Raw genomic sequence first — 22384 nt, 5'->3', positions numbered from 1 at the left:
TGTTTCGTTGAATCGCCGCTGGCCGCGGCCCGACCCTTGTCAGCCGTGACGCATCCACACACAGTCGATCGCATCGAGCGCGATGTGCACCAGCAGACCGATCGCCAGCAGCCGCGTGCGCCGCGGCACCACCAGGACGCCGTAGAGCGCGACCGCAGGCGCGGTGTGCAATGGATGGAATCCGATGCTGCAGCGATCGGGCTGATACACCGGGTCGGCGACCAGATGATCGAGATCGATCAGCCAGCCGAGCAACAGCAGGCCCCAGGCGTGCAGGAACCGCTTGCGCCAGAACATCCAGGCCAGCAGCGCCGGCACGGCGGCGTGGAGCAGGAGGTGGACGATGGCGCGCGTACCCATCGTGCGGATCCGGCGGGGCGCGACAGGGTACGCCAACTCGGACGACGGCTGATCCCGCCCATCCCGTACCATGTCGTCCCTTCCTTGGGAAGGCGCAGGGGCTGCTTCGACGCGAAGCGGTGGACGAGGCAGGCATGAAGGCAGGATCGGGGATGCGCAAGGCGGGGCTGCTGACGATCTGTGCAGGCGTGCTGTCGCTGGCAGCCTGCGTCGGGTGGCATGACGATGCCCCTGTGGTCACGGGCCAGCCGACGACGGCGGTCGAGGCCTCACAGACTTGCGACCATGCGCACACCGGGCCGCATGTCGCACTGCGCCTGCCGGCCCCCGAGGGCGGCTGGTCCGGCGCGCCGCAGGCCGTGGTGGTCATGAACACCTTCGCCGGCTCGGTCGACATCCGGCACGGCACGCGCATCCGTTGTGGCTCGCCCGAAGACGCCCGATCGCTGGATTCGCGGTTCCGCGCCGGGGTCGGTGCAGTGATCGTGCCCGAGGCGGGTGACACCGCGCCGATCGAGGTCGGCTTCGACGACAACGCGCTGCCGCTGTGGCGGCCGATCGTCCAGTTGGGCGAGCCAGCGCCGATCCAGCGAGCCGACATCGCCCGCTTCGCGGTCCGCATCGCGTCGATCGCCGTGGTGCTGACCTTGCTGGTCTCGGCACTGCTGGCGTTCTTCGCCACCCGCGAGCGTGCATTCGCCAGTTATGCAGTTGCCGCATCGCTGTTCGCACTGTGGCAGGCGTTGCTGTCCGGCTTGTGGGCCTGGCCCCGGCCCTGGCTTCCGGTGGCCGGCATGACCGTGCAGGCCCTGGTCGGGCTGGGGCTGGGCATGGCCGGACTGACCACCAGCGCCTTGCTGCGCCAGTCGGGCCTGCGACGACGACACCCACGGCTCGACCGCGCCGCCACGTGGGGCGCGCGCGGCCTGATCGCGATGGCCGTCGTGGTCCCCTGGCTGCCGGTGCAGGCAGTGGCGGGCCTCTCGGTTGCGATCGAGCTGGGTTTCTATCTGCTGTGTCTGGCGTTCGCGATCGCGGCACTGACCGCACTGACGCAGCGCCGCGGCGACGGCTTGCTGCTGCTGGCCGGCGTCATCCCGTTCCTGCCGATCGCCGGCCTGCAGGCGGCCTGGCCCGATGCGCTGGCGCTGTGGAAAGTCGAGGCGTTCATGCTGGCCGGCGGCTGGCTGGCCCTGACCTGCAGCATGACCCTGACACTGCGCCTGGGCCGCTTGCGTCGACAACGCGACGAGATGCGCATGCTCGCGCAGACCGATGCCCTGACCGGCCTGCCCAACCGGCGTGCCGCGCTGGAACGACTCGAGCAGTGCATGGCCGATGCGCGCGATACCCGCACACCACTGACGATCGCCTTCCTCGACGTCGACCACTTCAAGCGCATCAACGATGTCCATGGCCACGAGACCGGCGATCGTGTCCTGCGTCATGTGGCCCGCGCGTTGCGACACGCCTTCCGGGATGCCGACCACATCGCGCGCATGGGCGGCGAGGAATTCCTGGCCATCCTGCCCGGCGCCGAGCCGGTGCATGCGCAGACCCGCATCGACGTGCTCCGCGTCTCACTGCAGGACATCGGCAGTGCGCTGGGCATCGCCGGCCTCCAGGTCACCCTGAGCGCCGGCGTGAGTGCCTTGCACCCGCTCGACCGGGACACCGCGGCCCTGCTGCGCCGCGCGGATTCGGCGATGTATGCGGCCAAGCGCGGCGGCCGCGATCGGACCGAAACGGCCGCGGCCGCGGTCGCCTGACGACGCTGCACGACCGCCTGACCGGGGCGCCGCCGCGTTCACCGGACCTGCACCGATTTGATGCGACCTTCGCGGACCTTAACTGCAGTCGGAGTTCGTTGGATGGCGCATCACAGCCCCGGAGGCCTCGTCCTTCTGGTCGAGGACAACCGCAATATTTCCGAGCCGGTCGGCGAGTATCTGGAAAGCCGTGGGTTCGAAGTGGACTATGCCGCCGACGGCCTGGACGCCTACAACATCGCCTCCGAAAATCCGTTCGACGTCATCGTGCTGGACCTGATGCTGCCGCGCCTGGGTGGCATCGAGGTGTGCCGCCGCCTGCGTGCGGACGGCCGCAATGCGACCCCGATCCTGATGCTGACCGCGCGCGACTCGCTGGAGGAGAAGATCGAGGGCCTGGAGGCCGGCGCGGACGACTACCTGACCAAGCCGTTCGACATCAAGGAACTCGAGGCCCGGATCCGAGCGCTGATCCGCCGCGATCGCCGCGAGGTCGGCGCTGCGGTGCTGGAGGTCGGCGACCTGCGGCTGGACCCGGTCTCGCTGCGTGTCCAGCGCGGCGGACGCGAGCTCAATCTCGCGCCGATCGCGATGAAGATTCTGACCATCCTGATGCGCGAAGCGCCACGGGTCGTGACCCGCCGGGAGATCGAACAGGAGATCTGGGGGCTGAGCCTGCCCGACTCCGACACCCTGCGCAGCCACCTGTACAACCTGCGCAAGATCATCGATCGCGACCAGCCGGTCCAGCTGTTGCACACGATCACCGGCGCCGGCTACCGGATCGCGGATCTGAGCCAGGCGGTCGCCTGAGCCATCGCCGCCATGCCGTCACGGCATGGCGGTCGAGCAGCCCGTTCGGTGCGGCCTGCGCCGCGCCGCAGGGCGTCCAGCAAAACCGACGCGCGAGTGCCTAACGCGTCTTGGCGACCGACTTGCGCGGGGCCTTGGCCGCCGTGCCGGTACGCGCTGCCTGGGTCGTCGTCGCGCCGGCGGTCTTCTTGGTCGCCTTCTTGGTCACCTTTTTGGCGGTCTTCTTGGTCGCTGTCTTGGCGGTCTTCTTCGCCGCCTTCTTGACGACGTTGCCGGCGTCGGTGAGCTGCCGGGCGGCCTTCTTGGCGACCTTGCGAACGGCGGTCTTGGCTGCCGGCTTGGCGCCCGGACGCGCAGCCGTCTTCTTGGCGGCGTCTACCGAACGCGTCTTCGCAGCTGCACGCTCGGTCGCGGTCCGTCCGACGCCCTTGCGCTTGAGCACGGCGATTTCGGACGCGGCGGCCGATTGCGCGCTCTCCAGCGTCTCGCGCGCTGCGGCCACGCGCCGACTCACCGCATCGGCGGCCTTGGCCACGATGCGGCTGGCGCGATCGCCCAGCGTGCGCGCGCCGTCCGCCACGGCCGCCTCGGCCTGCCGGGCGGCGGTCTCGACCGATGCGGCAGCCGTGCGGACCCGCTTGCGCACGACAGCGACCACGTCGCCGGCGCGTCCGGCGGCTTTCCCCTTGTCCTTGCCCATGCTGCTGCCCCCGTCCTGTGCGTACGGGCCCATCGCCCGCACTCGGCAATGTAACGCGCGCAGCTGCGGTCGAGTAGCGGCGCGCCATGGGTGGCGGGCCTTGGTGGCCATGCCTGGTCGCCGCACTGGCAGGGCGCCCGACCTGATCGGGTGGCGCGCAACGGCGGACGCATGAATGCGGACTTCAACACCGATTCAAGCGAATGCAGCGACACTGCGCGGGCGCTGGCCGCCGCCGGTCTTGCAGACGCTTGAGCAACGCCGCCGCAGCCACTACGTTCGATCTCCGACCCGATTCGTTCCGCCACGGCCACGCCGACAGGGGATGCCACCGCCATGCGAGCCAAGACCACGCTTCTCGCCCTGACCCTTGCCGCCGCATTCGGCGGCTTCGCCGCCACTGCGATGCGCGACGCGCTGCAGCAGCCTGCGGCGGCGACGCCACCTGGCACCGCCGCGGTGCCGATGGTCGCCCTGCCCGCCGCCGTCGATGGCCAGCCGCTGCCGTCGCTGGCGCCGATGCTGCGCCAGGTCACGCCCTCGGTGGTCTCGGTGCACACCAAGCAGCGCGTGCGGGTGAGCCCGTTCGGCAACGATCCCTTCTTCCGCCGGATGTTCCCCGAGCTGTCGCAGGAACGTATCAACGAATCGTTGGGCTCGGGTGTCATCGTCGATGCCGCGCAGGGCTACGTGCTCACCAACCACCACGTCATCGAAGGCGCCGACGATGTTTCGGTGACGCTGTCGGACGGGCGCACGCTCGAGGCCGAGTTCATCGGCTCGGACGTCGACACCGACGTGGCGCTGATGCGGGTCAAGGCCTCGGGCCTGACCGCGATCCCGCTGGCGCAGGACAGCAATCTGCAGGTCGGCGATTTCGTGGTCGCGGTCGGCAACCCATTCGGATTCGGCCAGACCGTGACCTCAGGCATCGTCTCGGCGGTCGAGCGCAGCAACGTGCCGGGCGTGGGCTTCCAGAACTTCATCCAGACCGACGCGTCGATCAATCCCGGCAACTCGGGCGGCGCGCTGGTCAACCTGCGCGGCGAACTGGTCGGCATCAACACCGCCAGCTTCAACACCCAGGGCAGCATGGCCGGCAACATCGGCTTGGGGTTCGCGATCCCGATCGGTCTGGCGCGCAACGTGATGACCCAGCTGGCGACCACCGGCAGCGTGCAGCGCGGCACGCTCGGCGTCGACACCCAGACCGTGGATGCGCGCATCGCGCAAGGCCTGGGCCTGGAGACCCCGCGCGGCGCGGTGGTCACGCGCGTCTACGGCGGCTCGCCGGCCGCCGACGCCGGGCTACGGACGGGCGATGTGGTGATCGCCGCCAACGGACAGCGCATCGACAACAGCGAGGCCCTGCGCAACTTCCAGGGCCTGCAGACGCTCGATGCGCCGGTCACGCTGGAGGTGCTGCGCGACGGCAAGCCGCTGAAGATCGACACCCGCCTGCGCGCATTGCCCCGCGACGGCGCAAGCTTCGATCCGCGCCTGGCCGGCGCGACCCTGGCCGACCTGCCCGAGGCGATCCGTCGCCAGAACAACCGCATCGGCGGTGTGCGCATCGAAAAGGTGGCACCGGGCAGCCGGGCGTTCGAAAATGGCCTGCGCGAAGGCGACCTGATCCTGGCAGCCAACAGTGGCGAGTTCCGCGACCTCGCCGGATTCCGCGATTCGCTGGCCAACCGTCCGACCGATCTGGCCATGCGCATTTCACGCGGCGGACGCATCTACAACGTGATCATGCGTTGACCCCATCCGCGCCGTGCGCATCCGCACGGCACGTCCCACACAGGAGTGAGCGAACATGAGCCCCACCTCGACCGAAGCGGTGAAGTCCAATCTCGGCGAAGCCGGTAACCACCTGGCGCAGGCTGCGCGTGACGCGACCTCGGCCGTCAAGAATGCGGCCGGTGTCGCGGGCGAGGAGCTCAAGCTCGGCAAGGCCAGCGTCAAGGCCGATCTCGCCGGCTCGGCCTCTGCCGGGCTGGCCGCCGTCGAGGAAGGTACCGCCGCAGCGAAGGAACAGGCCGACCTGCTCATGGAGAAGGGCCGCGATCTGATCGACAGTGCCGCCGACCTGATCCGCGAGCGTCCCATCGCCGCGTTCGGCACGGCGTTCGCGGCGGGCTGGATCATCGCCAAGCTCGCCCGTACCAAGTAATCGCGGATCGACATGACCGAGCGCGTGACCGGGGAAGACCCGCGCGAGGGGCAACCGGCCGGCAGCGCAACCCGCGCGCCCGGCGAGGTACCGAACCTGGATGAGAGCGTCCGCCGCGTCCGCGCGGCGGCCAAGGAGACGCTGGGCTCGGGACTCGATACCGGGCGCGCCCTGCGCAAGCTGGTCTCGGCCGACTTCGCCCTGGCCCGCAGCGCACTGGGGCGGGCCCTGGCATGGTCGGCAGTCTCCGTGGTGTTCGGCGCCTCGGCCTGGCTGCTGGCCATGGGCGCCGCGATCGCGTTGCTGCAATCCTGGGGCCTGTCGTGGCTGGCCTCGATCTCGATCGCGATGGCCATCAGCCTGTTGGTGACCGCGCTGGCGGCCTGGCGGGTCTCGGTGTTCTTCGATCATGCCGGCATGCACGCGACCCGGCGCCAGTTGACGCGGCTGGGACTGTTCTCCGAAAGCACCCCAGACGAGGACGACGAGGCCACCCCGCCCCCGCGGCCAACGCAGCAATCGAGGACGCCATGAACTTCGAAGGGCTCAAGACACGGGTCGAACGTGCCGAGGCGCTGGTCGATGGGCGCGTGGTGCAGACCCTCGACCGCCACGCCGCGTTGCGTTCGAGCTGGCGCGAGGCCTGGACGCCGTCCCGGATCGTGATTGCCGGCCTGATCGGCGGATTCGCGATGGGCGTCTCGCAGCCCAAGCGGGCGCTGCGGCGGCTGGGCAAGATCGGCGGGCCGAAGTCGTTGCAGATGATCAGCGCGCTGTCGGGCCTGGCGTCGTCGATCCAGGCGACGATCGCCGCGGTCAGTGCCAAGCAGGCGGCCGAAGCCGCCGACGCCTCCGAAGACGCCGCAGCCGACGCCGCCACCGAGGCGGCATCGCCCACCGCAGGCGCTGCTGCGACGGCCCCACCCGTCGATCCTGCCGCCGCATCGGCCCATGTCGCGACCGGCGCAGACGACACCGTGACCGTATCGGTCCCGTCCCCTCGCGCCGACCGCCGTCGCCCCGAGCCCACCTACGACGCCCAGCCCCGACCTGCCGAGGCGGCCACCGAAATCTCGGAATCCGGACGCTGAGCGCGTCCCCGACGCGCCCTTTCCTTCGATGAGCACCCCGACCACGCCGCCTCCGCCGGAGGATGCACCGCCGCCGGTGCCCACGCCTGTCGCTCCCCGTCCACGCGCATCGACTGCGCTGGTGGTGCTGACCACGCTGGTGGTGCTCGCCACGCTGTGGGCCGCGCAAGGCGTGATCCTGCCGGTGCTGCTGGCGATGTTCTTCGCGCTGGTCGGCAATCCCGTGCTGCGCGGCCTGCGTCGGCTGTGGATCCCACGTTTCCTCGGCGCCCTGCTGGTGCTGACCGCCGGGCTCACTGCCACCGGGCTGCTCGGCACCCAGCTCTACGGGCCGGCCAGCGAATGGGTGCAGCAGGCGCCCAAACAGCTGCGGGCGCTGGCGCCGCGCCTGAAGCAGATGACCCAGCCGGTGCAGCAGGCGAACCGGGCGGCGGAAACCTTCGCGCGTGCGACCGAGGACCGCCCACAGCGTCGCGTGCAGGTGGTGCGGATCCAGGACGACAGCTCGTGGCGGACGCTCGTCGCCACGCCGCGCATGCTGGCCTCGGTACTGGCAGTGGTGCTGCTGACCTTCTTTTTCATGGTCTATGGCGAGAACCTGCAACGCAATGCGATCGCTCTGCTGCCCGACCGGCAGCGCCGTAAGCTCACGGTCGACATCCTGCAGTCGATCGAGCGCGAGATCTCCCGCTACGTCCTGACCATCTCGATCATCAACACGCTGCTGGGCGCGCTGTTTGCCGGCATTCTGCTGTGGATGGGGCTGCCCCTGCAGGATGCGCTGCTGTGGGGAACGGTCGTTGCGCTGTTGAATTTCGCCCCCTATGTCGGTCCGCTGATCGGCGTGCTGCTGATGCTGCTGATGGGCTTCGTCAGTTATGAGGGCACCTGGCCGACCCCGGCCTGGGCGCCGGTGATTCCGGCGGCGATCTATCTGGCCTTGCATACGCTTGAGGGCCAGTTCGTCACTCCGATCGTGCTGGGCCGGCGGATGGCGTTGTCGCCATTGATGCTGGTGCTGGCACTGCTGTTGTTCGGCTGGATGTGGGGCATCGTCGGCCTGCTGCTGGCGGTGCCGTTGCTGGTATGTGTGAAGCTGGTGCTCCGGCGCGTGGAGGGCTTCGAGGGCTGGGCGCGGCTGCTCGCCTGAGCGCGCCCGCTACAATGGCCGCATGCGATTTCCCATCCGCGCCATCACCATCGATCTCGACGACACCGTGTGGCCGTTCGCACCGATCGGCACCCGCATCGAACAGGCGCTCGACGCCTTCCTGCGCGAACACAGCCCGGCGACCGCCGAGCGCTACCCGATCGAACGCATGCGCGCGTTGCGCGCGCAGGTGTTCGCCGACAACGCGCACCTGGCGCACGATGTCGAGGCCCTGCGCCAGCTCACGATCGAGCACGCGCTGCGCGACAGCGGCGGCGATGTCGGCCTGCTCGACGCGGCCTATCGGGTGTTCCACGCCGAGCGCAACCGCATCGAGTTCTATCCCGACAGCCTCGATGCGCTGGCACGGATCGCCGCGCGCGTGCCGATGGCGGCACTGACCAACGGCAATGCCGACATCGAACACATCGGCCTGTCGCATCTGTTCAAGTTCAAGCTGGCCGCGCGCGAGCACGGCGCGGCGAAGCCGGAAGCGAGCATCTTCCATGCCGCCTGTACGCGGCTGGGCTGCGCGCACGGCGACGTGCTGCATGTCGGCGACCACATCGAGATGGACGTCGCCGGTGCCGCACGCGCGGGGCTGCGCAGTTGCTGGATCAACCGCGAAGGCCGCCGCTGGGAGCACCCCGAGCTGACGCCCGATCTCCAATTCGACACCCTCACCGCACTCGCCGACTGGCTCGACACCGTGCCGACCGCCGCCGACGACGCCTGACCGGACCCGTTCATGACCCACAACATCACCGACATCTTCGCCGCCGATGCGCGCGATGCCCGCCCACTGCACATCGTCTCGCGCAAGCACTACGCCGCCTGGCGCGACAGCCAGCCGGCCGCCATCGGCCATTGGCTCGATGCCCAGGCATTCGACGGCGCCGCGGGTGCCTTGACCCTGCTGCCCGGCGACGACGGCCTGGCCGGCGCGGTGATCGGCATCGGCGATGCGCACGACCCTGACAGCTATGCGCATGCCGTCTACGGCCTGCCCGAAGGTGACTGGCACCCGGTCGGCCACGACGCCCCCGATGCGCTGCAGCTGGGCTGGGGCCTGGGCGCGTATCGCTTCACCCGCTACAAGGCCACCGCGCGCAAGCCGGCGCGCCTGGCGGTCGAGCCGGACCCGGCGATCGTCGACCTGATCGCCGCGACCGCGCGCGTGCGCGACCTGGTCAACACGCCGACCGAAGACATGGGGCCCGAACAGATGGAAGCGGTGGTCGGCGACATCGCCGCTGCCCACGGCGCCACGTTCGAGAGCATCGTCGGCGACGCCTTGCTGGCACGGAACTTTCCGGCCATCCATGCCGTGGGCCGTGCCTCGCACCGCGCACCGCGCCTGTTGCACCTGCAGTGGGGTGACGCCTCGCATCCGCATGTGGCGATCGTCGGCAAGGGCGTGTGCTTCGACACCGGCGGGCTGGACATCAAGCCGGCCGACGGCATGCGCAACATGAAGAAGGACATGGGCGGCGCGGCACACGCGATCGCACTGGCCGAACTGGTCATGGCGCGTCGGTTGCCGCTGCGGATCACGCTGCTGGTGCCGGCGGTCGAGAACGCGATCGGTCCCGATGCATTGCGTCCGGGTGAGGTCATCGCCACGCGCAAGGGCCTGAGCGTGGAGATCGACAACACCGATGCCGAGGGCCGTCTGGTGCTGTGCGACGCACTCGCGTATGCGGCCGAGCAGTCGCCCGACACGCTGCTCGATTTCGCCACCTTGACCGGGGCGGCGCGCATCGCGCTGGGCCCCGACCTGCCGGCGCTGTTCGCCAACGACGACGCGCTGGCCGCCGCCTGGATCGCCGGCGGCGAGGCCACCCGCGACCCGGTCTGGCGCATGCCGCTGTGGCGGCCGTACCTGCGCTATCTGACCAGCGGCATCGCCGACATCGCCAACGCCGGCTCGCGCATGGCCGGCAGCGTCACCGCGGCGCTGTACCTGGAGCGCTTCGTGCCCGGCGACCTCCCCTGGGCGCACCTGGACACCTACGCCTGGAACGACAGCAGCCGTCCGGGCCATCCGCAGGGCGGCGAGGCACTGGGCCTGCGCGCGGCCTGGGCGATGCTGCAGGCGCGCTGCGGCTAAGGCACCGCCGGGCCGACGGCGCGGCGGCAACGTCGCGTCGTCAGCGCAGCCAGCCGCGCCGTGCGGCCGAGCGGGCGAACAGCCAGATCGAACCGACCACCAGCACCAGCAGCACCGGCATCGCAGGCCCGGTGGGAAACAGTGCGGGTTGCAGCGCCAGGCCGGCAGCAACCAACACGGCGACCGCGACGAAGGCCGCCAGCAGCATCGGCACCGCCCAGCGTCGGGCCAGCAACAGCGCGACCGAGCCGGACGTCCCGGCGACCACGGCCAGGCCGGAGACGAGATCGAACCACATCGGGAGCGCGGTCGTGGCGACCTCGGTCTGCGCCGGCAGCGTGGCCAACCGCAGCATCAGCAGCAACAGCCCGAACAGGTACCACAGCAATGCGATGAGGGCGACGACACGGCCGCCCAGCGGCATCGAGGATCGGATCACAGGGCCTTCCGGCAGGCGTGCACAGGGGGGCACGGGCAACCGAGGCTAGCAGCCCGCCGCCGCCGCGCACAGCCGCATGGAGCTGGCGCTACAGCCAGCCCTTCTGGCGTGCGAGCCGATAGGCCTCGATGCGATTGCCGGCGCCGAGCTTGCCGATCGCCTCCGACAGGTAGTTGCGCACGGTGCCATGGGAGAGCTGCAGCCGCGCCGCGATCTGGGTCGCATCCAGACCCTCACCGGCAAGCCGCAGGGCCTGGCGTTCGCGCTCACTCAGCGGATCGGGTTCGCTCCAGGCCTCGAGCGCGAGTTGCGGATCGATCGCGCGGCCGCCGTCGTGGACACGGCGCAGGGCCTGGGCGAGTTGCTCGGGCGGCGCATCCTTGAGCAGATAACCGCCGACGCCGGCATCGAGCGCGCGGCGGAGGTAGCCCGAGCGCGCGAACGTGGTGACGATGACCACGCGCACCGGCAAGCCATGGCGCTGGATGCGCTGCGCAAGCTCCAGGCCGGTGAGGCCCGGCATCTCGATGTCGGCCACCAGCACGTCCGGGGCAAGGCGCTGCAGCGCGCGCCACGCCGATTCGCCATCCCCCACCGCACCAACGACCGCCAGGTCCGGTTCCAGATCGAGCAGCGCGGCCAGCGCACCGCGCAGCATCGCCTGGTCCTCGGCGATGAGGATGCGCAACGGCGCGTCGGCGGTGGGCATGCGCGGCATGGCGCGACGTTAGCAGGCCCCGGCGCGCAGGCGCGTCCCAGGCGACCATGCCGGGACGGGCTGCAGCGGGACGCGCGCATCGACGCGGGTGCCTTGGGCGCCGCCTTCGACATGCAGACGGCCGCCGAGCGCTTCGATGCGCTCGCGCATGCCCGACAGGCCATTGCCCGGCACGATCGCACCGCCGCGGCCGTCATCGACCACCTGCAGGCGGATCGCATCACCTTCTCGCGAGAACGTCGCCTGCGCGGTACGCGCGCCGGCGTGGCGCTGCAGATTCATGACGGCCTCGCGCAGCGTCATCGCCAAGGCCGTTTCCACCTCGGGCGGCAGGCCTGCGCCGGCGACGTGGTCGTCGAGCACGTAGTCGAACGCGATCCCATCGGTCTCGAGCAGCAAGCGCGACGATGCGAGCTCGGCGGCGAGCCCGGCGGCGCGGATGCCGCTGACCGCCTGGCGCACCTGCGCGAGCGCATCGCGTGCGATGCCGCCGACCTCGCCGATCTCGCGGCGGGCGCCATCGGGATCGCGGTCGACCAGCCGCGACGCGAGATCGGCCTTCAGCGCGACCATCGACAGCGTATGCCCGAGCAGGTCGTGCAGGTCGCGCCCGATGCGCTCGCGCTCGGCAACCGCGGCCAGGCGCCGGACCTCGTCGTGCGACAGCCGCAGTGCCGCATCCTGCGCATGCCGCAGGCGGTCGACATGCACCAGCATGCCGATCACCCCGGTGGTGAGCGGCATCCAGGCCAGTGCCGTCCACGGATAGCCGAGCCAGCGCGCCCACACCAGCAACACCGCGTTGAGCGCCGCCAGCACCAGGGCATAGCGCCACACCGACCCACGCGACAGCGTGCCGAGAAAGACGCAGCCGAACACGAAGTAACTCAAGCCCGAGACGTACCAAGGCAACAGGCCTAAGCACATCGCGATCATCGCCGCCGCGCACCAGGGCGCGCGGCGCGGTGGCAGGACCAGCGCACCGACGAACAGCGCCAGGAATATCGGATACGACAGCAGGGTCAACAACAGCCAGCGCAGGTCGTAGCCGCGCTGCGAGAACATCGGCACCACGAACACCCAGACCGACCACAGCGCGTGGATGCCTTCGCTCCATGCCGGCCGGCCCTGGCGCAGAGCCATCCCGAGCACCGAATCGGGCGCCGGGCGCAGCCCGGCGATGGGACGAAGCGGAATCGGGTCTGGCGTGTGGGCGCTCACGGCCGCCAGCGTAACCGGCCCCACGGGCGGCAGGCGATCTGCGTCCATGCGCTCAGCCCACCCGCGCCAGCCGGCGCAGCGCAAGCCCCGCGCAGACCACCGTCGTCGTCGCCAGCACCGCGACGTGCCCGCCAGCGGCGCCCCCGGCATCTGCGCCCAGCACCGCGAGCGCGAGCTGGCCGTGGTGATAGGCCGGCCACAGCGGCGCCAGCTGCGCGAGCGCGTCGGGCAGCATCGACAGCGGCAGCCACAGACCCGACAGGAAGGCCATCGGCAGGAACAGCACGTTCGCCCAGGCCGGCGCGGCATTAGCGCTGGCGACGCTGCCCAGCAGCAGGCCGATCGCGCAGAACGGCAGCGCGCCGAGCACGGTGACGGTCCACAGTTGCGCCCATTGCGCCGGCGCCAGCGATACACCGCCGAACGCCGTCGCCAGCGCCGCCAGCTCCAGCACGATGACCAGCGAGAACAGCAGCGCGATCGCGGCACGCGCCACCAGCCAGGCGCCGCCGGGGGCCGGCAGCGCACGCTGCAACGCGAAGAACCCGCGCTCGCGGTCGATCGCCAGCGTCACCGAACACCCGAACAGGCCCGCGCCCATCGCACCGAACACGCCGTACGTCGCCAGCAGATAGCGGGCGGCCTCGGCACTGCCCCGGTTGCCGCCGAGCACGAGTCCGAACATCGCGTAGAACGCGGCAGGAAACAGCAAGGTGGGCAGCACGTACATCGGCTCGCGCAGCAGCCGCAGCAGTTCGCAGCGCACCGTCTGCGCCACTGCGCGTACGACCCGGGCCCGCCCGGCCGACGCGCCGATCCGTGTCTGCGCGCTCATGCGCCTGCTCCCGCCAGGGGCTGCCCAGGTCCAGCCGTCAGCGCCTCGGCCAGGTCCGCGCGGCGGACCTCGAGCCCGCCGGCCTGCGGATCGGCCTGCAGCAGTCTGCGCACCACCGCGTCGGCATCGTCGGTCACGATCGCCAAACGCCCTGCCGTCCGGGCCACCGATACCACACCCGGCCAGGTCGCGATCTCGCCTTCCGGCAGCGCGCTGTCGCAGGCCACGTGCCGTTGCGCGACCCGCGCCCGCACCGCATCGACGCTGCCGGTGACACAGACACACCCGGCGGCCAGTACCACGACGCGATCGGCCAACGCCTCGGCCTCGGCCATGTCGTGCGTGGTCAGCAACACGCCCGCCCCGCCGGCCACCAGGGCGCGGACCGCCTGCCAGACCTGCCGTCGAGCGTCATAGTCCAGACCGGTCGTCGGTTCGTCGAGGAACAGCAATTGCGGACGGCCGCACAGCGCGAGCGCGAACTGCACACGGCGTTGCTGCCCGCCCGACAGTCGACCATAGCGCCGCGACAGCAGCCCCTCGAGCCCGGCCAGGGCGACGCAGTCCGGCAGGCTGCGCGGCGCCGGATACCAGCTGCGCACCAGTGCCAGCAGTTCGCCGACCTGCAGCCGTTCCGGCAATTGCGCCTGTTGCAGCATCACGCCGATCCGCCATCGTGCGTCCGGGTCGGTGGGCGGGCGGCCGAACAACCGGGCCTCGCCCCGGTCGGCAGGTTGCAGGCCGAGCAGAACGTCGAGGGTCGTGGACTTGCCCGCACCGTTGACCCCGAGCAGCGCGGTGACCTGGCCGGGCGGCACCGCCAGGTCCACGCCATCGAGCACACGGACGCGCCCGCGGGTGCGCACGACACCGCGCAAACGCGCGAGCGGCTCGGCGGCGGCGGGTGTGGGCGAGTGGGCGATCGCAGGCATGGACATCATCGCGTCTCCTTCGGGCCGGGAGCCGCCAGTCTTGGCGCTGGACCCGCGTGGCAGCAGGCGCAAACGTCAGTACGATCGCCTGACAGCTGTCACGTGCTCCCGGGCTATGGGCGGCGGCAGACTGTGCCGATGCGGCGCACCCGCCCACCGGCCTTGGCCGCCGGCAGATTGGAAACCCTCGTCCCCCGCGGTCACACTGGCCGCAGTTCTCCCGTCCAGGCTTCGATGAACACGAACGCAGACCTGCTCAAGGAACTCCGCATCGACCGCAGCGCCCCGCCGCCGCCGTCGCGTCGCCGCCTGTGGATCGGGCTGGGCATCGCCGCTGTGGTCGCGATCGTCCTGCTGCTCGCAGCCTGGCTGCTGGCGCCGCGCGCGATCGAGGTCGAGACCACGGTGGTGGCCGCGCCCAGCGCGCCGGGCAGCGCCGGCGGCTCGGTGCTTGATGCCAGCGGCTACGTCGTCGCCCGCCGGATGGCGACCGTCTCGGCCAAGATCACCGGCCGCGTGCGCGAAGTGCGGATCGAGGAAGGCCAGCACGTGCAGGCCGACGAGATCCTCGCCACCCTCGATCCGATCGACGCCGATGCCCGGCGCGATCTGTCGGCCGCGCAGCTCGAGGCCGCGCGCAGCCAGGTCGCCGGCGTGCAGGCGCAGCTGACCGAGGCCGCCGCCAATGCCGAGCGTCTGCAGGCGCTGGTCGGCCAGCAACTGGTGTCCAAGGCGCAGTACGAACAGGCGGTCGCCCAGCGCGATGCCCTGCGTGCGCAGCTGGCCACCGCGCGCCGCAACGCCAACGTCGCCGACGAGCAGTTGCGGATCTCCACGATCGGCGTCGACGACACCCTGGTCCGCGCACCGTTCGCCGGCGTGGTCATCGCCAAGGCCGCGCAGCCGGGCGAAATCGTCTCGCCGTTGTCGGCCGGCGGTGGCTTCACCCGCACCGGCATCGGCACCATCGTCGACATGGACTCGCTCGAGGTCGAAGTCGATGTCGGCGAGTCGTACATCGGCCGGGTGTCGCCGGGCATGCCGGTCGAGACCACGCTCAACGCCTATCCCGACTGGAAGATCCCCGGCAGCGTGATCGCGATCGTGCCGACCGCCGACCGCGGCAAGGCGACGGTGAAGGTACGCATCGCGCTCGACGCCAAGGACGCGCGCATCGTGCCGGACATGGGCGCGACGGTGAGCTTCCTCGAACAGGCGCGCCCGACCCAGGACGCCGATGGGCCGCGGCGGTCGCGTGTGCCGGCGACCGTGCTGGCCGAGCGCGACGGTGCCCAGGTGGTGTTCGTGGTCGACGGCGACGTCGTGCGCCAGCGCGCCGTCGAACCGGGCCAGCGCATCGGCGGCAATGTCGAGATCGCATCCGGGGTGACGCCCGGCGAGGTGCTGGTGGTCGATGCCCCCGACGCACTCGCCGACGGCAGCCGCGTCCGGGTCAAGGGCTGATCCACTGCAACGCGCGTTCGCGCGGATGGCGCGATCGGTCACAACACGCTGCGCCCACTGCGCAGCACCGCAGGTCCAGATCACGAAAGGGGAATGACGATGGCACTGGTGTCGATCCGCAATCTCACCAAGTCCTACCAGCGCGGCCCCGAGCGGGTCGAGGTGCTGCACGGCGTCGATCTCGATATCGCCGAAGGCGATTTCGTCGCGCTGATGGGCCCCTCGGGCTCGGGCAAGACCACGCTGCTGAATCTGATCGGCGGGCTCGACACGCCCACCGGCGGCGAGATCGCCGTCAACGGCGAACGCATCGACCGCATGGGCGGCGGACAACTGTCGAGTTGGCGCAGCCGCAACGTCGGCTACGTGTTCCAGTTCTACAACCTGATGCCGGCACTGAGCGCGCAGAAGAACGTCGAGCTGCCGCTGCTGCTGACCAGACTCTCGGGCGCGCAGCGCAAGCGCAACGCGCAGATCGCATTGACCCTGGTCGGGCTGTCGGACCGCACCTCGCACAAGCCCAACGAGCTGTCGGGCGGCCAGCAACAGCGCGTGGCGATCGCGCGCGCGATCGTCTCCGACCCGACGCTGCTGATCTGCGACGAGCCCACCGGCGATCTCGACCGGCAATCGGCCGAGGACATCCTGGGCCTGCTGCAGACGCTCAACCGCGAACACGGCAAGACCATCGTCATGGTCACCCACGACCCGAAGGCCGCCGAGTACGCCAGCCACACGCTGCATCTGGACAAGGGCACGCTGGTCGACGAACACGCGGCAGCGGCGTGATCTGAAAGCCCTCCCCCGCCTGCGGGGGAGGGTTGGGTGGGGGCAACGATCAATTCGACGAAGAACACGCGCACGCATTGTGCGGCACGCACTTCTCCGCGATCCGAGGCCTCGCCCCCATCCCGGCCTTCCCCCGCGTGCGGGGGAAGGAGAAGCGCCGACTCGCTGCGATACCGAATTCCTGAACTCCACCGGCAGGACATCCCATGAAATACCTGCATCTGGTCTGGGCCGCGCTGATGCGCCGCAAGACCCGCACCGCGCTCACCGTGGCGTCGATCGTCGCCGCCTTCCTGCTGTTCGGCCTGCTCGACGGCATCCGGGTGGCGTTCGCGCAGCTGGGCAAGAACGCCGACGGCGCGCAGCGCCTGCAGACCGCATCGCGGCTGTCGTTCATCGAGACGCTGCCCAAGGCACTGGGCAAGCGCATCGAACTGGTCGACAACATCGAGGCGGTCACCTACGCCAGTTGGTTCGGCGGTACCTACCAGGGGCCGCGCAACCAGATCTTCAGCTTCGCGGTCGCACCCAACTACCTCGACCTGTACCCCGAGATCGAGGTCGCACAGGCCGAGCGCGATGCGTTCGCGAACACGCGCACCGGCATCCTGGTCGGCGAGAAGCTGATGCAACGCTTCGACTGGAAGGTCGGCGACCGCATCCCGCTGCAATCGTCGATCTTCCCCAACAGCGACGGCTCGATGAACTGGTCGTTCGACATCGTCGGCGTGCTGCGCAATCGCGGCGGCAAGCAGGGCGGATTCAACGACCAGATGCTGCTGATGCACTACGACTACTACGCCGAGTCCACGCCGTACGTGGACAACGAGGTGGGCTGGTATGTCAGCCGGGTATCGGACGTGCGCCGCGCCGATCGCGCGGCCAAGGCGATCGATGCGCTGTCGGCCAACTCGCCCCACGAAACCCGCACGATGACCGAAGGCGCGGCGATCGCCTCGCAGCTCAAGCAGATGGCCGACATCGGCATGATCGTCAGCGCGATCATGGGCGCGGTGTTCTTCACCCTGTTGCTGCTGACCGGCAACACGATGGCGCAGGCGGTGCGCGAACGCACCTCGGAACTGGCGGTGCTCAAGACCATCGGCTTTTCCAGCCCCAGTGTGCTGATGCTGGTGCTGGCCGAATCGATGGTGCTGGTGGTCTTTGGCGGCGTGCTCGGCCTGGGCCTGGCGGCGGCGGCCAGCGCGGTGCTCAACCTCGTGGCCGGCGACATGATCCGCCTGCCGGGGATCGAATGGCGCAGCTGGCTTCTGGGGCTGGGCCTGATGGCCGCGATCGGCCTGGTCGTCGGCGCGCTGCCGGCGCTGCGCGCGATGCGCCTGAACATCGTCGATGCCCTCGCGGGCCGCTGAGGAGACCGCCATGCATCCGTTGCTCAAAACCCTGTTGCAGAACGCCGGTCTGGTCGCGGCCCTGGTCGTCGCGCTTGTCGTCTGGATCCTGGCGCCGTGGTATGTGCTGCTCGCCGCCGCGCTCGCGGTTGCGCTGTGGATGATGCTCAGCCACGGCGGGCGCCAGGCGGCGTCGGTCAGCCAGGTCGGCATCAGCACGCTCGGCCAGCGACTGGGCGCCTCGTCAGTCGTGGTGATCGGGATCGCCGGCGTGGTCGCCGTCCTGGTCGCCCTGCTGTCGATGGCCGAGGGCTACCGGCAGACCGTCGGCGGCACCGGCGATGCCACCAATGCGATCGTGCTGCGCGGCGGCTCGGTCGCCGAGGTGATGTCCACCCTCGACCGCGCGACGATCAGCACGGTCGTGCAAGCGCCGCAGATCGCCCGCAGCGCCGACGGTCGGCCGCTGGCCTCGCCCGAGCTGGTCGTCGCCGCGACGCTGCCGCTCCGCGGTGGCGCGCCGGACGAGGACGGCAGCGTGCAGTTCCGTGGCGTCGGCGACATGGCCTTCCAGGTACGGCCGAAGCTGCGGATCGTCGAGGGCCGGATGTTCGAGACCGGCAAGCGCGAGCTGGTGGTCGGCAAGGGCGCACGCAAGCAGTTCGCCGGGCTCGATCCGGGGCAGTCGGTCCGACTGGGCAGCGACACCTGGCAGGTGGTCGGTGCGTTCGAGGCGGGCGATGCGACCGACTCGGAGATCTGGGCCGATGCCGAGGTCGTCGCCACCACCTACCGCCGCGGTTCGACGCGTGCATCGATCACTGCGCGGTTGACCGATCCGGGTGCCTTCAACGCCTTCAAGGCCGGCCTCGATGCCGATCCGCGCACCCAGGTCGAGGTCAGTACCACGCTGGACTACTTCGCCAAGCAGTCGGAGGGCATGTCCAAGGTGCTGCGCGTCATCGGCATCGTGGTGGGCTCGATCATGGCGGTCGGCGCGGTGTTCGGCGCGCTCAACACGATGTTCGCCACGGTCGCGGCGCGCGCGCGCGAGATCGCGACGCTGCGCGCGATCGGCTTCCGCGGCCTGCCGGTCGTGGTCGCGGTCATGCTCGAAACGATGTTGCTGGCCTTGCTGGGCGGACTGCTCGGCGGCGCGATCGCCTGGCTGCTGTTCGACGGCTACGGTGCCTCGACGCTTGCCGGCGGCGTCGGTCAGATGACCTTCGAGTTCCGGGTCACGCCTGCGCTGTTGTGGGGCGGGCTGAAGTGGGCGTTGGCGATCGGCTTCGTCGGCGGCCTGTTCCCGGCAGTACGCGCGGCGCAACTGCCGGTGACCACCGCGCTGCGCGCCGGATGAGCGGCAGCGACCCGACTACGCTGTCGAATGCGGACCTGCTGCGCGAGATCCAGGCGCTGCAGGCCCGCGCGTTCGAGCGTTATGAGGACGCAGCGCTGCAGGCCGAGGCCGCCCCTGACCGCGCCGAGGCCATCTATGCCCGCGCCGAGCGCGAGACCGCGCCATGGATCGAGCGTGCCAATGCGCTCAACGCCGAACGCATCGCGCGCTACCGGCGACGCGCGGCGCGCTGGCGTCAGGCCGCGATCGCGGTGGCGATCGTCGGCAGCGCCGTCGTCGCCTGGCTGGTGGCGACGCGCTAGTACGGCATCGCGCGACGGGGCGCACTCAGCGGTCGCGGTCCAGCAGGCCGTCGGCCTGCGCCTGCCGGACAGCCTCAGGCGTGTCGAGATCGCGCTGCAACGCCGGCGCCTCCAGCCGGAACAGCGCGGCCTGTGGCAGCGCCGCAAGCAACCCGCCAAAGCCCCGATCGCCGCGCAGCGCTTCCACCTGCGCGAACAACGCCGGCGACAGCACCGCCGGAATGCCCGGACGATCGCCGTGCAGTGTCGCCGCGCAGCGCGACGGCGCCGTCGCCGCGCCGTCGAGCAGCGCACGCAGATGCGTCGCCTCGAGCGCCGGCTGATCGACAGCAACCACCAGCACCGGCCCGGCATGCCCCTGCAGCGCACGCGCCGCCGCGGCCAGGCTCGCGGCAAGCCCCGTGTGCCAAGCGGGCACATCGCAGCGCTCGCCGGGGGCGGACGTCAGGGCGGCGGCGACCGCGTCGCGATGCCCGCCCAGCATCACCACCAACCGGTCGGGCGCGGTGCCTGCCGCGAGCCGCACCGCACGGGCGACCAGCGGCTCGCCCGCACGACACAGCAGTTGCTTGGGAAAGCCCAGCCGCGTGCTACCGCCGGCGGCGAGCACGACGGCGGCATGGCCGGCCGGTTTGCGCGGAACGGCGGCAGGGCCCGTGACTGCAGTCGTATCGGAACAGGACATCGCGTCACTGTGCCAGAGGTCGCGCCTCGGACGCCGGACGCAAGCCAGGGCCCGCGCAGTCAGGCCTGCTGCGCAACAATGCGCCGACGCGCCTGCAGGTAACCGTCGACCGCGAACACCGCCAATCCCGCCCAGATGAAGGCGAAGCCGGCAGCGCGGTCAGCGCCGAACGGCTCGCCGAAGAAGAACACGCCCAGCAGCAGCTGCAGCGTCGGGCCGATGTACTGCATCAGCCCGACCACCGTCAGCGGCACGCGCCGCACGGCATAGGCGAAGCAGATCAGCGGGATCGCGGTCAGCGCGCCGCCCATCACCAGCAGCACGTCGGTGACGCCGCCCCAGCGCAACGAGAAGAAGCCGCCACCGCCGCGCAGTTCCAGCCAGGCCAGCGCGAGCAGCGCCGGCCCGAACACGAACAGGTTCTCCACCCCCAGGCCCTTGACCGCCTCGACTGCCGCGAACTTGCGGATCAGGCCGTACAGCGCGAACGAGCCGGCCAGGCATAGCGCGATCCACGGAAAGCTGCCGTAGTTGAAGGTCAGCCACAGCACACCGCAGGCCGCCAGCACCACAGCGATCCACTGCGGACGCGACAGCCGCTCGCGCAGGAACAGCACGCCGATGACCACGTTGAGCAACGGGTTGATGAAGTAGCCCAGGCTTGCCTCGACCACGTGGCCGCTGTTGACCGCCCACACGTACAGGCTCCAGTTGCCGGCGATCAACACACCCGACAGCGCCAGCATGCCGGCCAGGCGCGGCTGGGCGATGGTCTCGCGCAGCCAACCGCGTCCATGGCGCAGCGTCAGCCACGCGGCCACGAGGATCGCGCACCAGATCGCCCGGTGCAGCACGATCTGCAGCGACGGCACCTCGCGCAGCAGATGCCAGTACATCGGCATCAGCCCCCAGATCACGAAGGCCGCGGCGGCGATCCAGGTGCCGCGACGGGCCTGCACCGCGTCGTTCATGCCTCGTCTCCAGCTGCGACCGGCGCGGGCGCCTTGCGCGCGCGGCCCAGCGTGATCGCCACCACCGCCGCCAGGATCACCGCCATCGCGCCCAGATCGTGCGCAGTGAACCGCTCGGCGGCCAGCCAGGCGCCGAGCACCACGGCGATCGCTGGATTGACGTAGGCGTAGCTGCTGGCCAGCGTCGGGCGCACGTTGTGCAGCAGCCACACGTAGGCGGTGAAGCCGACGATCGAGCCGAACGACGCCAGGTAGGCGAGCGCGAGGTGGCCCTTGGGCGTCGGCGGCACGTCCAGCCGTTCACCCAGCAACAGGCCCGTGGCAAGGATCAGCACGCCGCCGGCGAGCATCTGCGCGGCCGCGGCCATGAACGGCGACGGCAGGTCACGGCCGCGGCTCCAGACCGAGCCGAAGGCCCAGGCCAGCGGCGCGATCAGCAGCGCGATCAGCCCGGCGGGCGTCGAGGTCAGCGAACTGCCGGCGTTGAGCCACAGCACGCCGACGAAACCGATCGCCAGGCCCGCCCATTCGATCGGGCCGGGCCGCTCGCCGCGCATGACCGAGAACAGCGCCACCCAAATCGGCACCGACGCCACCGCGACCGCAGCCAGTCCCGACGACACGCTCTGCTCGGCGATGCAGACCATGCCATTGCCCAGGCCCAGCAGCAGCACGCCCATCACGATCACGTTCGGCCACTGGGCGCGCGTGGGCGCCGGCACACCGCGCAGGCGCAGCACCGCGTACATCAGCGCACCGGCGGCGATGAAGCGCGTACCGGCCATCAGCAGCGGCGGATAGCCACCTTCGAGCGCGAAGCGGATCGCCAGATAGGTCGAGCCCCAGACCAGATAGACGGCCGTCAACGCCAGGCCGATGGCCAATACCGACGCCGGACGCGCACTGGACGCGTTGCTCATGGGGGCAGTTCCGAGAAAGGGGGAAGACCCGCATCAGCGGGCCGCAGATTCTACGCCCGGCGCCCGTTGCATGGCTGGAATGGCGGTGTTGCAGGGCGTGATGCCAACCTCTGCACGCACCAGCAGCGCCCGGTCACTGGACCTGTGCATCCGGTGCACCGACGGCGACAGGCATCCGCCTGTCGCGGCTTACGCGCCAATGCACGCGTCGTGGGACGCGTTCTCCATCG

The 22384-nt window shown here is 70.5% G+C and carries 24 protein-coding genes; 14 read left to right on the top strand and 10 right to left on the bottom strand.

The genetic code is table 11. The features are described 5' to 3' along the window. Positions 1-39: 39 nt before the first annotated feature. Positions 40-360, bottom strand: coding sequence for a DUF6122 family protein (locus tag FHW73_RS16420; RefSeq protein WP_183427836.1), 321 nt, complete (start codon positions 358-360; stop codon positions 40-42). 134 nt (positions 361-494) lie between these two features. On the opposite strand from FHW73_RS16420, the gene FHW73_RS16415 reads away from it, so the two are divergent. Together FHW73_RS16415 and FHW73_RS16410 are read left to right on the top strand one after the other, a co-directional pair. Continuing rightward, positions 495-2129 (top strand): diguanylate cyclase, encoded by a 1635-nt coding sequence (locus tag FHW73_RS16415; protein WP_183427835.1) that lies wholly within the window; start codon positions 495-497, stop codon positions 2127-2129. Between the two features lie 102 nt (positions 2130-2231). Then, on the top strand, positions 2232-2942 hold the full coding sequence (locus FHW73_RS16410; protein ID WP_183427834.1) for a response regulator transcription factor: 711 nt from the start codon (positions 2232-2234) through the stop codon (positions 2940-2942). 100 nt (positions 2943-3042) lie between these two features. On the opposite strand, the gene FHW73_RS16405 is transcribed toward FHW73_RS16410, so the two are convergent. Beyond that, on the bottom strand, positions 3043-3675 hold the full coding sequence (locus tag FHW73_RS16405; RefSeq protein ID WP_183427833.1) for a hypothetical protein: 633 nt from the start codon (positions 3673-3675) through the stop codon (positions 3043-3045). A 303-nt stretch (positions 3676-3978) separates the two neighbouring features. Between FHW73_RS16405 and FHW73_RS16400 the strand changes: the two genes are divergently transcribed. Genes FHW73_RS16400 through FHW73_RS16370 form a run of 7 tightly spaced genes read left to right on the top strand, consistent with a single transcriptional unit; the run spans position 3979 to position 10166 of the window. Continuing rightward, a complete protein-coding gene (locus FHW73_RS16400) occupies positions 3979-5403 on the top strand; it encodes a Do family serine endopeptidase (protein ID WP_183427832.1) in 1425 nt (474 codons plus the stop codon). A 55-nt stretch (positions 5404-5458) separates the two neighbouring features. Then, complete coding sequence (locus tag FHW73_RS16395) at positions 5459-5815, top strand: hypothetical protein (protein WP_183427831.1); 357 nt, start codon at positions 5459-5461, stop codon at positions 5813-5815. 12 nt (positions 5816-5827) lie between these two features. After that, positions 5828-6349 (top strand): phage holin family protein, encoded by a 522-nt coding sequence (locus FHW73_RS16390; protein ID WP_255493066.1) that lies wholly within the window; start codon positions 5828-5830, stop codon positions 6347-6349. Further along, positions 6346-6906 carry a protein sip-5 gene (locus tag FHW73_RS16385; protein ID WP_183427830.1) on the top strand — a complete coding sequence of 187 codons (561 nt, stop codon included), beginning with the start codon at positions 6346-6348 and terminating at the stop codon, positions 6904-6906. Before FHW73_RS16390 ends, FHW73_RS16385 begins: the two co-directional genes overlap by 4 nt. A gap of 28 nt (positions 6907-6934) precedes the next feature. Beyond that, the gene (locus FHW73_RS16380; protein ID WP_183427829.1) at positions 6935-8056 is read left to right on the top strand and encodes an AI-2E family transporter; all 1122 of its coding nucleotides are present in this window, start codon (positions 6935-6937) and stop codon (positions 8054-8056) included. 22 nt (positions 8057-8078) lie between these two features. Then, positions 8079-8792 carry an HAD-IA family hydrolase gene (locus FHW73_RS16375; RefSeq protein ID WP_183427828.1) on the top strand — a complete coding sequence of 238 codons (714 nt, stop codon included), beginning with the start codon at positions 8079-8081 and terminating at the stop codon, positions 8790-8792. A 12-nt stretch (positions 8793-8804) separates the two neighbouring features. Then, positions 8805-10166: a leucyl aminopeptidase family protein gene (locus tag FHW73_RS16370; RefSeq protein WP_183427827.1), complete on the top strand. Its 1362-nt coding sequence runs from the start codon at positions 8805-8807 to the stop codon at positions 10164-10166. Between the two features lie 40 nt (positions 10167-10206). Here FHW73_RS16370 and FHW73_RS16365 read toward each other — a convergent pair whose 3' ends face one another. The 5 genes from FHW73_RS16365 to FHW73_RS16345 form a co-directional block, all read right to left on the bottom strand. Further along, entirely contained in the window at positions 10207-10605 is a 399-nt protein-coding gene (locus FHW73_RS16365; RefSeq protein ID WP_183427826.1) for a hypothetical protein, read from the bottom strand. An 88-nt stretch (positions 10606-10693) separates the two neighbouring features. Next, positions 10694-11314 carry a response regulator transcription factor gene (locus FHW73_RS16360; protein ID WP_183427880.1) on the bottom strand — a complete coding sequence of 207 codons (621 nt, stop codon included), beginning with the start codon at positions 11312-11314 and terminating at the stop codon, positions 10694-10696. Positions 11315-11332: 18 nt separating this feature from the next. Next, positions 11333-12520, bottom strand: a complete 1188-nt coding sequence (locus FHW73_RS16355) for a sensor histidine kinase (protein WP_183427879.1) — start codon at positions 12518-12520, stop codon at positions 11333-11335. Positions 12521-12596: 76 nt separating this feature from the next. Then, complete coding sequence (locus FHW73_RS16350; protein ID WP_183427825.1) at positions 12597-13379, bottom strand: ABC transporter permease; 783 nt, start codon at positions 13377-13379, stop codon at positions 12597-12599. Continuing rightward, a complete protein-coding gene (locus tag FHW73_RS16345; protein ID WP_255493064.1) occupies positions 13376-14317 on the bottom strand; it encodes an ABC transporter ATP-binding protein in 942 nt (313 codons plus the stop codon). Before FHW73_RS16345 ends, FHW73_RS16350 begins: the two co-directional genes overlap by 4 nt. Before the next feature lie 228 nt (positions 14318-14545). On the opposite strand from FHW73_RS16345, the gene FHW73_RS16340 reads away from it, so the two are divergent. From FHW73_RS16340 to FHW73_RS16320, 5 genes are all read left to right on the top strand, one after another. Then, positions 14546-15775: an efflux RND transporter periplasmic adaptor subunit gene (locus FHW73_RS16340; RefSeq protein ID WP_183427824.1), complete on the top strand. Its 1230-nt coding sequence runs from the start codon at positions 14546-14548 to the stop codon at positions 15773-15775. Between the two features lie 93 nt (positions 15776-15868). Then, entirely contained in the window at positions 15869-16564 is a 696-nt protein-coding gene (locus FHW73_RS16335) for an ABC transporter ATP-binding protein (RefSeq protein WP_183427823.1), read from the top strand. A 206-nt stretch (positions 16565-16770) separates the two neighbouring features. After that, on the top strand, positions 16771-17937 hold the full coding sequence (locus FHW73_RS16330) for an ABC transporter permease (RefSeq protein ID WP_183427822.1): 1167 nt from the start codon (positions 16771-16773) through the stop codon (positions 17935-17937). A gap of 10 nt (positions 17938-17947) precedes the next feature. Then, a complete protein-coding gene (locus FHW73_RS16325) occupies positions 17948-19276 on the top strand; it encodes an ABC transporter permease (RefSeq protein ID WP_183427821.1) in 1329 nt (442 codons plus the stop codon). Beyond that, the gene (locus FHW73_RS16320) at positions 19273-19578 is read left to right on the top strand and encodes a hypothetical protein (protein ID WP_183427820.1); all 306 of its coding nucleotides are present in this window, start codon (positions 19273-19275) and stop codon (positions 19576-19578) included. Before FHW73_RS16325 ends, FHW73_RS16320 begins: the two co-directional genes overlap by 4 nt. 25 nt (positions 19579-19603) lie before the next feature. Here FHW73_RS16320 and FHW73_RS16315 read toward each other — a convergent pair whose 3' ends face one another. The 3 genes from FHW73_RS16315 to yedA are packed head-to-tail and all read right to left on the bottom strand — an operon-like array spanning position 19604 to position 22154. Then, on the bottom strand, positions 19604-20263 hold the full coding sequence (locus FHW73_RS16315) for an NTP transferase domain-containing protein (RefSeq protein WP_183427819.1): 660 nt from the start codon (positions 20261-20263) through the stop codon (positions 19604-19606). Between the two features lie 59 nt (positions 20264-20322). After that, the gene (gene rarD, locus FHW73_RS16310; protein ID WP_183427818.1) at positions 20323-21234 is read right to left on the bottom strand and encodes an EamA family transporter RarD; all 912 of its coding nucleotides are present in this window, start codon (positions 21232-21234) and stop codon (positions 20323-20325) included. Beyond that, complete coding sequence (gene yedA, locus FHW73_RS16305) at positions 21231-22154, bottom strand: drug/metabolite exporter YedA (protein ID WP_183427817.1); 924 nt, start codon at positions 22152-22154, stop codon at positions 21231-21233. Before yedA ends, rarD begins: the two co-directional genes overlap by 4 nt. Between the last annotated feature and the right edge of the window lie 230 nt (positions 22155-22384).

The sequence above is a fragment of the Luteimonas sp. RC10 genome, from assembly GCF_014192745.1.
Classification (GTDB): Bacteria; Pseudomonadota; Gammaproteobacteria; order Xanthomonadales; family Xanthomonadaceae; genus Luteimonas.
This window is presented reverse-complemented; position numbering and strand designations above follow the sequence as displayed.

Bases quoted from the DNA above. Each gene is read 5' to 3' on its own strand.
- FHW73_RS16330 (WP_183427822.1), top strand. From the start codon at position 16,771: ATGAAATACCTGCATCTGGTCTGGGCCGCGCTGATGCGCCGCAAGACC.
- FHW73_RS16405 (WP_183427833.1), bottom strand. From the start codon at position 3,675: ATGGGCCCGTACGCACAGGACGGGGGCAGCAGCATGGGCAAGGACAAG.
- rarD (WP_183427818.1), bottom strand. From the start codon at position 21,234: ATGAACGACGCGGTGCAGGCCCGTCGCGGCACCTGGATCGCCGCCGCG.
- FHW73_RS16390 (WP_255493066.1), top strand. From the start codon at position 5,828: ATGACCGAGCGCGTGACCGGGGAAGACCCGCGCGAGGGGCAACCGGCC.
- FHW73_RS16320 (WP_183427820.1), top strand. From the start codon at position 19,273: ATGAGCGGCAGCGACCCGACTACGCTGTCGAATGCGGACCTGCTGCGC.
- FHW73_RS16410 (WP_183427834.1), top strand. From the start codon at position 2,232: ATGGCGCATCACAGCCCCGGAGGCCTCGTCCTTCTGGTCGAGGACAAC.
- FHW73_RS16415 (WP_183427835.1), top strand. From the start codon at position 495: ATGAAGGCAGGATCGGGGATGCGCAAGGCGGGGCTGCTGACGATCTGT.
- FHW73_RS16335 (WP_183427823.1), top strand. From the start codon at position 15,869: ATGACGATGGCACTGGTGTCGATCCGCAATCTCACCAAGTCCTACCAG.
- FHW73_RS16370 (WP_183427827.1), top strand. From the start codon at position 8,805: ATGACCCACAACATCACCGACATCTTCGCCGCCGATGCGCGCGATGCC.
- FHW73_RS16400 (WP_183427832.1), top strand. From the start codon at position 3,979: ATGCGAGCCAAGACCACGCTTCTCGCCCTGACCCTTGCCGCCGCATTC.
- FHW73_RS16360 (WP_183427880.1), bottom strand. From the start codon at position 11,314: ATGCCCACCGCCGACGCGCCGTTGCGCATCCTCATCGCCGAGGACCAG.
- FHW73_RS16385 (WP_183427830.1), top strand. From the start codon at position 6,346: ATGAACTTCGAAGGGCTCAAGACACGGGTCGAACGTGCCGAGGCGCTG.
- FHW73_RS16395 (WP_183427831.1), top strand. From the start codon at position 5,459: ATGAGCCCCACCTCGACCGAAGCGGTGAAGTCCAATCTCGGCGAAGCC.
- FHW73_RS16350 (WP_183427825.1), bottom strand. From the start codon at position 13,379: ATGAGCGCGCAGACACGGATCGGCGCGTCGGCCGGGCGGGCCCGGGTC.
- FHW73_RS16380 (WP_183427829.1), top strand. From the start codon at position 6,935: ATGAGCACCCCGACCACGCCGCCTCCGCCGGAGGATGCACCGCCGCCG.
- FHW73_RS16340 (WP_183427824.1), top strand. From the start codon at position 14,546: ATGAACACGAACGCAGACCTGCTCAAGGAACTCCGCATCGACCGCAGC.
- FHW73_RS16325 (WP_183427821.1), top strand. From the start codon at position 17,948: ATGCATCCGTTGCTCAAAACCCTGTTGCAGAACGCCGGTCTGGTCGCG.
- yedA (WP_183427817.1), bottom strand. From the start codon at position 22,154: ATGAGCAACGCGTCCAGTGCGCGTCCGGCGTCGGTATTGGCCATCGGC.
- FHW73_RS16420 (WP_183427836.1), bottom strand. From the start codon at position 360: ATGGGTACGCGCGCCATCGTCCACCTCCTGCTCCACGCCGCCGTGCCG.
- FHW73_RS16315 (WP_183427819.1), bottom strand. From the start codon at position 20,263: ATGTCCTGTTCCGATACGACTGCAGTCACGGGCCCTGCCGCCGTTCCG.
- FHW73_RS16345 (WP_255493064.1), bottom strand. From the start codon at position 14,317: ATGTCCATGCCTGCGATCGCCCACTCGCCCACACCCGCCGCCGCCGAG.
- FHW73_RS16375 (WP_183427828.1), top strand. From the start codon at position 8,079: ATGCGATTTCCCATCCGCGCCATCACCATCGATCTCGACGACACCGTG.